This window comes from Bacillus sp. ISL-39 (assembly GCF_018613295.1).
GTDB lineage: Bacteria > Bacillota > Bacilli > Bacillales > Cytobacillaceae > Mesobacillus.
Genome location: NZ_JAGGQM010000011.1, coordinates 48,212 through 61,667 on the forward strand (window position 1 = coordinate 48,212; position 13,456 = coordinate 61,667).

Genomic DNA, 13,456 nt, shown 5'->3' on the forward strand with positions numbered 1-13,456 from the left:
TCCAGACAGCTCCTTTTGAGTCCATTTTAAAAGGCAATCATAAGATGTCTTACCTTTTGGACTATTTTACACTTTAATAATGTAAAATTCCAGATTATTCACTGTTTTTTATAAAAAATTAATAATTAATTAGATAACTGCCTCCCTTCAAATCGTTTATATACTTAACGATATGGTCTTAAACAGGTTAAATATGACAGATGTTTGAAAATTAAGAATAAATCTGAAGTATGACGCTGTTTACGGATTGGGGTTAACAGGAGTAAAATAAAATTCAAGTTTTCAACATAACTTTTGAGGTACAATAATGACATTGCTTGCTTAAGTGTACACCTTAAGGGAAATACATATAGAACTAGATATGGAGGTTTGGAAAAATGACTTCAATCAATTGGACGAAGGAAGTAGAAAAAAGAGAAACAGATTTAATTAAGGATGCTCAGGACCTGCTTAAAATCAAGAGTGTCCTGGACGAGGAAAATGCCACACCTGAAGCACCGCTTGGCGAGGGTGTCAGAGAAGCATTGGATTTCATGCTTCAGCTGGGAGAAAAGGACGGCTTTACAGCTAAAAATGTCGGCAATCTGGCCGGTCACCTTGAATTCGGGCAAGGAGATGAAATCGTCGGAGTCCTCTGCCATGTTGATGTAGTGCCAGAAGGAGACGGCTGGACAAGTGATCCTTACGGTGCAGAAATCCGGGACGGAAAAATCTTTGCCCGCGGAGCGATTGACGACAAAGGGCCAACGATGGCAGCATATTATGCGATGAAAATCGTTAAAGAATTGGGTTTGCCCCTTAATAAGCGTGTCAGGATGATCATTGGTACAGATGAGGAAAGCGACTGGCGCTGTGTAGACCATTATTTTGAACATGAGGAAATGCCAGCGATGGGCTTTGCGCCGGATGCCGATTTTCCGATCATTTACGCTGAAAAAGGGATTGCCGATTATGACTTGGTATCAAAAGGAGACGGTCTTGCAAAGGAAGATTTTGATGCAGAGATAATCGAGTTTTCTTCCGGACGCCGCTATAATATGGTACCTGATTTTGCGAAGGTAGAACTGGCCGTTCAGCAAGGGCAAACAGATGTTGTCCAGCGCTTTGAGGAATTCAAAAGGAACAATGAATTGGATGGCAGAGCTGTCGTAGAAAGCGGCAAGTTAATCCTTGAGCTTGAAGGTATATCAGCACACGGCATGGAGCCTGACAATGGCAAGAACGCAGGTCTGCTCATGGCAAGCTTCCTGTCTGAATTGAATCTGGATGGAAGCAGTGAAAAGTTCTTTCAATTCGTCTCTAAGTACCTGGGCAAAGATTCACGCGGCCGAGAGCTGGGCATCGCTTTTGCGGATGACATTACCGGAGACTTGACGATCAATGTCGGCAAGCTATCTTACTCAAAGGCTAAGGGAGGCCGTGCTGGTTTAAACATGCGCTATCCAGTAACGACCGACCTTGAGAAGACAAAGGGAATTTTAAATCAAGTGTTAGAGGCTGAAGGGCTAACCATCGAGAAATTCTCAAATTCGAATCCGCATCATGTCGATGAGAAAGATTTCCTCGTACAGACCTTGAAAAAGGTATACGAAGAGCAGGTTGGTGAAAAAGCCGAACTTATTTCTATTGGCGGAGGAACCTATGCAAGGTCATTGAAATCTGGTGTGGCATTTGGACCGCTTTTCCCAGGAAGGCCTGACATTGCTCACCAGAAGGATGAATATATGATAATTGAGGACCTCCTGAGAGCAACAGCGATTTATGCGCAGGCAATTTATGAATTGGCAAAATAAAGGAAGAAATTAGGGAGGGAAAAGTGAATGGAATATGTAAATGTTAACGGCGAGATTCTTGACAGAGCGGTCGCCAAGGTAGACATCGAGGACAGAGGGTATCAATTTGGTGATGGTGTATATGAGGTGATCCGGGTTTATAACAGCAAAATGTTCACTGGAAAAGAGCATTTGAACAGGTTAGTAGAAAGTGCAGAAAAAATCAGGATGAAGCTTCCGTACGGCCCAGAGGAGCTTGAGTCAAAAATGGAAGAGCTGATATCAAAAAACGAATTGGACACTGGGATCGTGTATATGCAGTTCACAAGAGGAACTTCACCACGTAACCATATTTTCCCAGGAGAAGATGTGGCACCAACCTTCGTCGCTTATACACGCAAGGTTCCACGCCCTGTCGATCCAATGGAAAAAGGTGTTCGTACCATCCTTGATGAAGACATCCGATGGCTTCGCTGTGACATCAAAAGCCTGAATTTGCTTGGGAATCTGCTGTCGAAGCAAAAGGCAGCAGAGGCCGGCTGTTTTGAGGCCATTCTCCATCGGGGAGAAACAGTCACCGAGGGAAGCCACTCCAACATCTCAATCGTAAAAGACGGCGTGATCATCACGCATCAGGCAGACAATTTGATTCTCAATGGAATCACAAGACAAAAGGTTCTTGAGATTTGCAGAAATGAGAACATTGCTTTTGAGGAGCGGGCATATACGCTTGATGAGTTGTCCTCTGCCGACGAAGTCTTCTCATCTGGCACGACAGTCGAAGTCATGCCAATTGTTGAAGTTGATGGTAAGCCTGTTGGAAACGGAGAGCCAGGACCTGTTACAAAGAATCTGCAAAACCTTTTTAAAGCAGAAATTGAAAGCCAGTGCGGCACGCTTTAATACTCGACCTGCAGCTTTTATCAAAGCTGCAGGTTTTTTCGTTGTGAAGACACTTATTGTAGTCTGAAGGAGGCAGGTTCGGACAAAAAGGCGGGCAAAGTTGAGGAGCTGTCAGATTTGGACAAAGTAAGAAAAGTTGTGCAAGGTTTGGACAAAATGGAGCCTCGAGAAGGAAAAGTTGTCCCAAGGTATAACCAGGTTCGTACTTGCTTTGTTTTTTCTCGGCAGGGAATGGGTATCATAAAAATATTTAAATCATCCGTATACCTGCTTTTGTTCAATTGCAAACACAGTACAGCAGAGTACCGAACAGGGGGAACAGTAATGAAATTCACTTCTGAACAGCATATTGAATTGCATGGATTCAATAATCTTACGAAATCATTAAGTTTTAATATGTATGACATCTGTTATACGAAAACCAAAGAAGAGCGTGAAGCTTATCTTGATTATATTGATGAACAGTATAATGCTGACCGGCTGACTAAAATACTTACTCATGTTTCAGATATCATTGGGGCGCATGTCTTGAATGTGGCCAAGCAGGACTATGTGCCGCAGGGGGCCAGCGTGACCATCCTGGTCTCCGAAGGCCCGGTCGTCGAGGTGCCTGATGAAGCGTATGATGAGTCGCCGGGACCGCTGCCTGACAATGTCGTTTTGCAGCTAGATAAAAGCCATATCACCGTCCATACGTACCCGGAGTTCCATCCTGATGAAGGAATCAGTACGTTCCGTGCCGATATCGATGTCTCAACCTGCGGCGAGATTACACCTTTGAAAGCATTGAATTATCTGATCCATTCTTTCGAAACAGATGTCATGACGATGGATTATAAGGTCAGGGGCTTTACGAGGGATAAAGATGGCAACAAGCTGTTCATTGACCATGACATCAGTTCGATCCAAAACTATATCCCTGAAAATATCAAAAATCAATTTGATATGGTCGACGTCAATGTCTATCAGGAAAACCTCTTCCATACAAAATGCAAGCTAAGAGAATTCGATTTGGATAATTATCTTTTCGGGTATACCAAGGAATCACTTTCACCAGAAGAACGAGAAGAAATCACGGAAAGAATCCAGGCAGAAATGGAAGAAATCGTTTCCGGAGTAACGCTCCATTCGGGAACGATCTTTGAAGATGAAGACGAGGAAACAGAAGAATAACACGAATAAGGTGTGTGACTTCAAAGTCAAAGACTGCAGACGGCCCATGGTTTGTCTGCAGTCTTTTATAGTTTGAGAAAAGAATGGAGATGGCCAGAAAGGTACCCTTATGCAAGAGGAACCGGCGTCATAAGGGTACGAAAGCGTCGGAACGGTACCCTTATGCAAGAGAACTTAGCGTCATAAGGGTAGGAAAACGTCCGAACGGTACCCTTATGCAAGAGGAATTAGCGTCATAAGGGTACGAAAGCGTAGGAACGGTACCCTTATGCAAGAGGAACCGGCGTCATAAGGGTACGAAAACGTCCGAACGGTGCCCTTATGCGAGAGGAATTAGCGTCATAAGGGTACGAAGGCGTAGGAATGGTACCCTTATGCAAGAGGAATCGGCATTATAAGGGTACGAAACCTCCAAAAAGGCACCAATCCCTTATATAATAAAAAAACTCGCCATCACATGGCGAGTCCTCTTAAAGTTTATTCCTCAAACCTGAATAAGTCACTGGATAGGTACCTTTCTCCTGTATCACAGGCAATACAGATGACGACTTCATCGGGATTTAGGTCCTTAGCGACATTGATGGCTGCAAAGCAGGCGGCTCCGGATGATGGACCGACAAGGATGCCTTCTTCTTTGGCCAGTCTTCGAGCTGTTTCATAGGCGTCCTCATCCTCGATTTTATGGATTTTTTCATAAACATCCTGATTGAGGATTTTAGGGATGAAACCTGGGCTTGTGCCGACCAGTTTGTGCTTGCCGGGCTTGCCGCCTGATAGCACTGGGGACCCAGCAGGTTCAACAACGTGAACTGCCAGTCCAGGGAATTCTTCTTTCAGGGCTTCGCCAGTTCCAGTGATCGTTCCGCCAGTTCCAGCGGTAGCGACGAACGCGCTGAGAGGCTTTTTCAGTTCTTCCATCGCCTCGACGATTTCTCTTGCTGTTGTTTGCCTGTGGGCGTCTGGATTCGCTCCATTTTCAAACTGCATTGGCATGAAGCTATCGGGAATTTCCTTTACCAACTCTTCCGCCTTTTTGATTGCTCCTGGCATTTTGTCGTCGCCTGGCGTTAACACGACTTCTGCTCCATATGCTTTTAACAAATTGATTCTCTCTTCGGTCATCGTGTCCGGCATGACCAGGATCGCTTTATAGCCTCTTGCCGCTGCATTCATTGCCAGGCCGATGCCTGTGTTGCCGCTTGTGGGCTCAATGATTGTAGAACCGGGCTTCAGCTTTCCTTCATTTTCAGCTGAAACAATCATGTTGAATGCAGCCCTGTCTTTTACGCTTTTGCTAGGATTGAAGTTTTCAAGCTTGAGGTAAACCGATGCTCCACCCTCGGGTGCCAACTTGTTCAATTTTACAAGCGGCGTTTCGCCAATTAATGACGCGATATTATTAACGACTCTCATATGATAGCCTCCTTTATCGTGATGGACTGCTTTAGTATTCCAATTAAGTGAATAATTGATGATAATCAACTGAAAAATAATTATAGCTTCTTTTTATCATATAAAAAAAGACTATTCCTATCAACTTGTATGGATTAGAAATGTTTATAAGGAAATTCTGCCAATATTACATGCCATTTGCTACAATAAATTCAAGTGGACAAGAAAGGGTGTATTTGATTGCATACGCATTATTTCTATGCTCTCGAACTTCCTGGGAAGACAAAAGGAATACTGGAGGAAACAATCCACAGCATGAAGGAAAAAATGCCTTTTAAAACCTGGGTTCATCCACAGGATTTACACATTACGCTTGCTTTCCTCGGAAATGCACCTGAAGCAATGATAAAGGCAGCGAATGAAGTGCTTGATTTGAATAATACACCAGCTTTTAAACTGGAGATCAATCATTTAGGCACCTTCGGACGAAAGGATTCTCCAAGGATTTTTTGGGCAGGTCTTGAAAAATCCACCGAATTAAATCAAATAAGAGAAATGGTTTTTTCTGCATGCAGTGCCGCTGGTTTTACCCTTGAAACACGCCCATTCAGCCCACATATCACCATGGCAAGGAAGTGGGCAGGCGAGGAAGCCTTTAAAGCTGACCAGCTGGATGCAGTCAACCCTTTTAAGAAAGAACTAACTTTTCAAGCTGAGAGGGTCGTTTTGTACAAGACTCATTTGGGGAAAAGTCCAAAATATGAACCAATTACACTATTCCCGCTTGCTTCCCGTTCTTGATGCGATGGGAAGCCGGATTAAAGGCAGGTCGAATAATGGCACAATTAATCAAGCTCCAGGACTACGTATCACGATATGCCCAGGACATTTACCTTTATCCTTCAAGATATGTCCGTCTGAAGAAAAAACAATGGGAGGGCATAAGGGAGAAATGGGAAAACAGTCCTGAACAAACTATTGGAAATCACTTTGATATCCATCAGGAGGAGGAGCCAAATAATTTCCTTCATAAGCTCAAAAGCATGGTGCGCCAGCCAGAGCCTATGAAGGAGGAGAGCTTCCGGGAAGATCAGGATCAGCTGATGGATGACGGTATGTTGAATTCAATCAGCAACTTACAGTCAATTGAGGAATTAAAACAGCATTTCCTCGACGGATTGCTTCCATTCCAGCTGAAATGGGCCAGCTCGACCTTGACGGAAAGGTCATTCATTGCAAAAGAATTCGTCAGCGATCCGACCCTGAAATTTTTACTGCAGCGATTTCCTGATACCTTTCTCATTTTATATAAGCCTATATTTTTATTAAAAAAAGCGCCGGTCGAGGCAGAGCTGATCATCATCACTCCAGCTGCAGCCATGTGCATTGCGTTCATCGAAGCCGAAGAGAATGCTGCTTATGTCGGGTCCAAGGACCGCTTCTGGATCAAGAAAACGAGGAATAAGGAAAAGAAAATCCTGAATCCGCTGATTGCACTAAACCGGACAGAGAAAATCGTCAAGACTCTTTTCGATATGTACGGTGTTGAGCTTCCGGTGCAAAAGCTGCTGATCAGCAGGAATGGGTTCATCGACTATCCACTGCCGCCATATGGCGTACAATTCATTGAAAAACGAAACTTCGAGGACTGGTTCATGGCCCTAAGAGGCATGAAATCTCCATTGAAGCATATGCAATTAAAAGCAGCACAGGTTCTTTTGCAATATGGCCAGACAACATCAGTCAGAAGGCTTGAGTGGGAAAACAATTCGAAGAGCGAACAATAAAAAGACCTATTAATTAGATAAAGGTTGATCGTATGGAGAAGATCTATTTTATCGTCAATCCCAATGCGAAAAATGGGAGCTGCCGGGAGATTTGGAGAAACATAGAGATAGAGCTGGAGGACCTGGACATTCCGTATCTTGCTTTTTTTACTGAATACCCGGGACATGCGCAGGAGCTGGCAGAGTCTTTAGCCCGAAAAACTGACGGCACACCCGCAGTAATTGCGGCAGTCGGAGGGGACGGAACATTGCATGAAGTGGTGAACGGAGCGGCGTCCTATTCGAACATTACTGTCGGGTTCATCCCAGGCGGTTCAGGGAATGATTTTTCAAGAGGCTTTGAAATACCGAAAAAGTCAGTACATGCCTTAAATTTGATCGTTGATAAAAGTAATGGCCACACCTTGGAAATCGATATCGGAAAAATTCAGCATAATGAATTACAGGAAACCTATTTCATGAATAATATGGGAGTAGGCTTTGATGCTGCTGTCGCAAAGGATTCAAATGACTCCCGGATGAAAGGTCTCCTGAACCGTTTTTCATTAGGAAGGCTGGTCTATGTTTATATCCTTGTTAAAAAACTGCTCACTTTCAGGACGATTCCAGTTGAAGTGACGGTTGATGGCAAAGTGTATAAATATAGCAAAGCCTGGTTTGTCACCGTTTCGAACCAGCCATACTACGGAGGGGGCATGAAGATCGCTCCAGCTGCTCTCCCGGATGACGGGATTCTCGACGTAACGGTCGTGCATCAGATCTCGAGATTGAAGCTGTTAATGGTTTTCATCAGTGTCTTCTGTGGAAAGCATACAAAATTCCGGGAGGTCGAGCAGTTTACCGGTAAATCGATCACCATTGAATCCACTGCCAAAGTTTTAGCTCATGCAGATGGTGAAGCAATCGGACATACACCGCTGAAAATCCAGGCATGTCCAAAAGCCTTGAAAATTCTATCTGGAAAAAGCATTCCAGGGCATACCGAGGAGTTGAAAATGAATGATTGCCATTGAAAGGGAATTTAACGCCTATCTTGATCAAGTGGATGTTATTACCGTATTGCTTCCTTATTCATATTTTGAAGGAACCTCCAATGAGTTCCGCCTAAAAGGAGAAGGCGTTGATTTGCCATTGGCAATCCAGGAGAAGGTATTGCTGGAGGATGCAGTAAAATACATTTGCTTATGCAGTATCAGGCCTGAGTTAGGTAAAACTTATGTGATTTTAGATGAGCATGGCGGACAAACGGATCTGCAAATCGGAGCAGTCATCCGAACGGAGGAATTTGATTCATTATTTTTTTACGGCGGGGATGACCTTGGTGTCAGCCATACAGCTGAAAGGACCATTTTCAAGCTATGGGCTCCGACCGCTACAAAAGTAAAGCTGAGGCTTTTCAAGGAAGATGACGAGACCCCTGAGCTTTTTGATATGAACCGGGCCGATAAGGGCGTATGGCATATTGAGGTAGACCGGAACCTGGAGCTTTACAAGTACTCGTTCATGGTCTGTATCAACCTTGAATGGAGAGAAGCTGTTGACCCATATGCAACTGCTTTAACTGTCAATGGTGAATATGGCGTGGTCATCGACACGGAAAATGCCAAGGCAGCCCATATTGACGTCGCGAAATTAATCCAGCCAGTTGACGCCATCATCTATGAAGTCCATATCAGGGACCTGACGATGCATCCGCACAGTGGAGCTATCAGGAAAGGGACATACCTGGGTGCAGCGGAAGCAGACACAAAAAGTGCTAACGGAATGGAGACTGGACTTTCTTACATTAAAAACCTGGGAGTCACGCATATAGAACTGCTGCCTTTTCACGATTTTGAGGGAGTAGACGAACTGGACCGCGCCAGGGACTATAACTGGGGATATAACCCGGTTCATTATAATGTACCAGATGGGAGCTATGCGTCTGACCCCGAAGATCCCTATAACAGGATCACCGAGCTGAAACAGTTGATTAATGCCATACATTTCCAGGGGATGGGCGTCATTATGGACGTGGTCTATAATCACGTCTACATCCGCGAGGAGTCACCTTTTGAAAAAATCGTTCCCGGCTATTATTTCCGCCACGATGCACACGGCCTTCCTTCAAATGGGACCGGAGTGGGGAACGATATTGCCTCCGAAAGGCTGATGGCGAGAAAATACATTGTTGATTCTGTTATGTATTGGCTGAATGAATATCATGTTGACGGCTTCCGCTTTGATTTAATGGGCATTTTGGATACGGATACAATGACAGCTGTCAGGAATGCGGTAAATACCGTGAGTCCCGATATATTGATCATAGGGGAAGGCTGGGACCTGAATACTCCGCTCCCGCCTGATCGGAAAGCCAATATTTCGAATCAGTCAAAACTGCCTGGAATAGGCCAGTTCAATGATTGGTTCCGGGATTCCATTAAAGGCAGTACCTTTAATATTTATGATAAAGGCTACGCTTTAGGCAATGATCGCTATCTGGAAGCAGCCAAACAGGTGATGGCTGGTAGCGTAGGCATCGGAAAGCGGAAACATGGCCTGTTTTTGCAGCCGGGACAATCCGTGAATTACATTGAATCGCATGATAACCATACATTGTGGGATAAGCTGAAAATAAGTGATCCTGACCAGGATGAAGCTATTTTAAAAAAGCAGCACAGACTGGCGACTTCGATGGTCTTGCTGGCACAGGGGATTCCATTTTTGCACAGCGGCCAGGAATTTTTCAGGTCGAAAAAAGGGATTGGCAACAGCTACCGGTCTCCTGATGAAATAAACTGGCTCGATTGGGACCTGCGTGATGCAAACATGGATAATGTCGAATACATCAAAGGAATTATCGACATTCGCAGATCGAACGAAGTTTTCCGTCTTCCGGACAATGAACAGATCCGCAGGCGGATGGGGTTCTTACAATTGCCAGTTCCGTTGATTGGCTATGCGCTGACGGAAATAGAAGATAGAGGACATTGGGAAAAAATAATCGTGTTCATTAACCCAACAATGGATCAGCATCTTGTGGAACTTACGGAAGATACAAAATGGAGTGTCCTCGCCGACCATGAAAAGGCTTCAGCACAGCCATTTCGCCATATAGATGGAGATAAAGTCCTGCTGGAGCCATGTTCGTTGTTTGTTCTGGCAAAATAGTGAGACTCACTAATACTCCGCAGTCGAGTGCCCTCTCCTGCTAATAAAAGAGCTTTTGCTTTTCTTTTGATAACTTTTTCACAATATTAATTTAAGATCCATGGGGTTGACGTACTCAGCCTCTAGGGGATAAAATTTATAGGATAGCTATTGTGTGTGGATTTTTCTATCAATAGCTGTCTTTTTATTTCCGATAATAAGTACAACAGTGAATTTTGATTTTATAGAATCCATTTCCGGTTTTTTAGCATAAGGGAAATAGTGATAAATGAAGGTGACTAACTTTGGAACATTTATTTGGACAGGATTGGGAGATCGTTCCTGCAGGCGGTGCAACCGGTGCCGCTTATTTTGCGCAGCATGAAGAACAAAGGCTGTTTCTTAAACGTAATTCATCCCCTTTTCTTGCTGTTCTCTCCGCAGAAGGAATTGTACCCAAGCTTGTTTGGACGAAAAGGTTAGAAAACGGAGATGTTATTACGGCACAGCAATGGATGAATGGACGAGAGCTGAAGCCCGGGGATATGAACAATGACTGTGTGGCCAAGCTGTTGAAGAAAATCCATGCGTCAGAACCGCTTCTTGGGATGCTTACCAGGCTGGGAAAAAGCCCGCTGAAACCCGAGATGTTCCTTCATGCCCTGAATGAGGAATTGGATGAGGAGCTTCGTACGAAGCAGGCTGTCATAGATTCGTTTAAGTTTTTAACTGCAAACGTTGGCCATATCGATGTTGACGAAAAGGTTGTCTGCCATTGTGATGTAAATCATAACAACTGGCTGCTTACCGAAGACAACCAGTTGTATTTAATCGACTGGGATGGCGCAATGATCGCCGACCCTGCCATCGACCTTGGACTTCTCTTGTATTCCTATATTCCAGTTGAGGAATGGGAGGACTGGCTGAATAAATACGGCATCATCCTGACCGAAAGTCTTAAGCAACGGATGAAATGGTACGCACTTGCTCAGTCACTGTCAGCGATTCAATGGCATAAAAACCAGAATCGCATTCCAGAAATGGAAAAATGGATTGATTTTTTAAAGGCACTTATTTAATTTCTCTCATGAGAATTGTCCGATGTCATCCACCCATTGGGTTAACTGTCCCCGATTTGTCTGGATATGCTGTTCCAGGTCAGAGGCATTGACACCGTTCTGGCTATACTGATAAACATCCTGCAGAATCGATTTGATGTTGCCGTCAACATTCGTGTTGACCATCAACGATTTGATCAGGCGTTCCAATTGCTGATACTCAGCAACCGAACCGCAGCAGTCAGTCTGCTGGTTGCTTAATATATCTTTTAATAAATTTACCTGGTCATGGTGGCTTAAAGGCACAATGATCACCCTTTCTTTTAAAAGGAATTCACCTATAGATTGTGGATTCCTTTTTGTGTTTATGCAGCCGCGACAAATTTCACCTTGAAAACATATGGGTTGCATGATATTGTTTGAAACGAATGAAAATAGTACAGAGGTGTCAATATGAGACTAAGAAACAAGCCTTGGGCTAAAGATAAATTACTTGAGTATTCGAATTTTGTGATACATGAACCTGAACAGCACCGTGGAAACTGGGGAAAAGTGTTTGAGAAGGATCAACCCCTCCACATTGAGATTGGTACAGGAAAAGGCCAGTTCATCACGGGTATGGCAAAAGCCAATCCGGACATTAACTATATTGGCATTGAATTGCAGGAGAGCGTCATCGTCAGCGCGCTGGACAAGCTGATTGAAGAGGATTTGCCAAACTGCAAGCTGATGAACGTGAATGGAGCAGAGCTTAGCAAGTACTTTGAAAGCGGCGACGTGAGCCGAGTCTATTTGAATTTCTCCGATCCATGGCCAAAAACACGCCATGAAAAGAGAAGATTGACATTCAAGTCATTCCTTGAAGTATACGAATCCATCCTGGTGAAAAATGGTGAAATTCACTTCAAGACAGACAACCAGGGTTTGTTTGAATACTCCCTTGTAAGCTTTTCGCATTATGGCATGAAGCTTAATTATGTAAGCCTCGATCTTCACAACAGTGAGTACGAGGGCAACATCATGACTGAATACGAAGAGAAATTCTCCTCCCGGGGCAGCCGCATTTACCGTTGTGAGGTACAATTTATTTCTGAATAATAAAGACGGACAAACCGGCGATTTTGCATCGGCCGGTTTTTTTATTTGGTAAAAAAGCTCGTTATTTTCCAGTTCGCTAATAAATATGTGAAAATCGCCAATAAAAATAAAATATCGCCAATAAAATTGTGAACTCCGCTAATAAAATAGAATTCCTATTGAATGGAGCTAAAAATATGATCATATCTCAGTCACCGAAATAAAAAAAGAGCAGAATTATTTAAAAATTTAAAATCCGAGTGTTACAATCAAGTAAAAAAGGGGGATGTGTGCGATGGAAAAGCTTGAGCTTCGGAACGTAAAACTGGAGTGGCTGAACGGCGGGGTCACTCATCTTGATGGCGGGGCAATGTTCGGAGTCGTCCCGAAACCATTATGGTCGCGAAAATATGCTGTGAATGAAAAAAATCAGATTGAGCTGCGAACAGATCCGATTTTGATCCAGGCAGTGGGAAAGAATTTCCTTGTTGAAAGCGGCATGGGTAATGGAAAACTGAACGAGAAGCAAAAACGCAATTTTGGAGTTCTAGAGGAATCAAGCCTGATGTCAGAGCTGGAAAAGCGGGGCTTGAAGCCTGAAGATGTCGATTACGTATTGATGACTCATATGCATTTTGACCATGCCTGCGGGTTGACGAAGGATTCAGGCGGGGAACTTGTCTCAGTTTTCCCGAACGCGAAAATCATCACTTCCCAGGTCGAATGGGATGAAATGCGCAATCCGAATATCAGGTCCAAGAGTACATACTGGAAAGAGAACTGGCAAGGAATTGAGCAGCAGGTTGAGACATTTGAGGCGGAATGGTCATTTGGTCCGATTAAAATGATCCACACCGGCGGCCATAGTGACGGACATTCAATCCTCATCATCCAGGATGAAGATGTGACTGTTGTGCATATGGCTGATATCATGCCTACTCACGCTCATCAAAACCCTCTATGGGTAATGGCATACGACGATTTTCCAATGGATTCGATTTTCGCCAAGCAGAAATGGCTTGAATTTGGGATCAGCAAGGACGCCTGGTTCACTTTTTATCATGATGCAGTCTATCGTGCAGTAAAATTTGATCAGGATGGTAAAATAACTCAGACAATTGAGAGAAAAAAATAGACCTGCGCTAAGCAGGTCTTCATTTCAATA

The 13,456-nt window shown here is 43.9% G+C and carries 12 protein-coding genes; 10 read left to right on the forward strand and 2 right to left on the reverse strand.

Annotation, left to right across the window (positions count from 1 at the left end):
- The first annotated feature begins 377 nt into the window (after window positions 1–377).
- The 3 genes from pepV (at window position 378) to speD (ending at window position 3,848) form a co-directional block, all read left to right on the forward strand.
- Window positions 378–1,793 carry a dipeptidase PepV gene (gene pepV, locus J7E37_RS10690; RefSeq protein WP_214780802.1) on the forward strand — a complete coding sequence of 472 codons (1,416 nt, stop codon included), beginning with the start codon at window positions 378–380 and terminating at the stop codon, window positions 1,791–1,793.
- Between the two features lie 27 nt (window positions 1,794–1,820).
- A complete protein-coding gene (gene dat, locus J7E37_RS10695) occupies window positions 1,821–2,675 on the forward strand; it encodes a D-amino-acid transaminase (RefSeq protein WP_215023885.1) in 855 nt (284 codons plus the stop codon).
- A 324-nt stretch (window positions 2,676–2,999) separates the two neighbouring features.
- Window positions 3,000–3,848 carry an adenosylmethionine decarboxylase gene (gene speD, locus J7E37_RS10700; protein WP_214780798.1) on the forward strand — a complete coding sequence of 283 codons (849 nt, stop codon included), beginning with the start codon at window positions 3,000–3,002 and terminating at the stop codon, window positions 3,846–3,848.
- 477 nt (window positions 3,849–4,325) lie between these two features.
- Here speD and cysK read toward each other — a convergent pair whose 3' ends face one another.
- Window positions 4,326–5,261: a cysteine synthase A gene (gene cysK / locus J7E37_RS10705; RefSeq protein ID WP_214780796.1), complete on the reverse strand. Its 936-nt coding sequence runs from the start codon at window positions 5,259–5,261 to the stop codon at window positions 4,326–4,328.
- A gap of 219 nt (window positions 5,262–5,480) precedes the next feature.
- Between cysK and thpR the strand changes: the two genes are divergently transcribed.
- The 5 genes from thpR (at window position 5,481) to J7E37_RS10730 (ending at window position 11,235) form a co-directional block, all read left to right on the forward strand.
- Window positions 5,481–6,041, forward strand: a complete 561-nt coding sequence (thpR, locus tag J7E37_RS10710; protein ID WP_215023887.1) for an RNA 2',3'-cyclic phosphodiesterase — start codon at window positions 5,481–5,483, stop codon at window positions 6,039–6,041.
- Between the two features lie 35 nt (window positions 6,042–6,076).
- Window positions 6,077–7,027, forward strand: a complete 951-nt coding sequence (locus J7E37_RS10715) for an NERD domain-containing protein (protein WP_214780792.1) — start codon at window positions 6,077–6,079, stop codon at window positions 7,025–7,027.
- Window positions 7,028–7,059: 32 nt separating this feature from the next.
- Window positions 7,060–8,040, forward strand: coding sequence for a diacylglycerol/lipid kinase family protein (locus J7E37_RS10720; protein ID WP_215023889.1), 981 nt, complete (start codon window positions 7,060–7,062; stop codon window positions 8,038–8,040).
- Window positions 8,027–10,177: a type I pullulanase gene (gene pulA / locus J7E37_RS10725; protein ID WP_215023891.1), complete on the forward strand. Its 2,151-nt coding sequence runs from the start codon at window positions 8,027–8,029 to the stop codon at window positions 10,175–10,177. Before J7E37_RS10720 ends, pulA begins: the two co-directional genes overlap by 14 nt.
- A gap of 284 nt (window positions 10,178–10,461) precedes the next feature.
- On the forward strand, window positions 10,462–11,235 hold the full coding sequence (locus J7E37_RS10730) for a phosphotransferase family protein (RefSeq protein WP_215023893.1): 774 nt from the start codon (window positions 10,462–10,464) through the stop codon (window positions 11,233–11,235).
- 6 nt (window positions 11,236–11,241) lie between these two features.
- On the opposite strand, the gene J7E37_RS10735 is transcribed toward J7E37_RS10730, so the two are convergent.
- Window positions 11,242–11,520, reverse strand: a complete 279-nt coding sequence (locus J7E37_RS10735; RefSeq protein ID WP_192472506.1) for a YtzH-like family protein — start codon at window positions 11,518–11,520, stop codon at window positions 11,242–11,244.
- Window positions 11,521–11,667: 147 nt separating this feature from the next.
- On the opposite strand from J7E37_RS10735, the gene trmB reads away from it, so the two are divergent.
- A complete protein-coding gene (gene trmB, locus J7E37_RS10740; RefSeq protein WP_214780783.1) occupies window positions 11,668–12,312 on the forward strand; it encodes a tRNA (guanosine(46)-N7)-methyltransferase TrmB in 645 nt (214 codons plus the stop codon).
- A gap of 274 nt (window positions 12,313–12,586) precedes the next feature.
- A complete protein-coding gene (locus tag J7E37_RS10745) occupies window positions 12,587–13,426 on the forward strand; it encodes a YtnP family quorum-quenching lactonase (protein WP_215023896.1) in 840 nt (279 codons plus the stop codon).
- The last annotated feature ends 30 nt before the right edge of the window (window positions 13,427–13,456 follow it).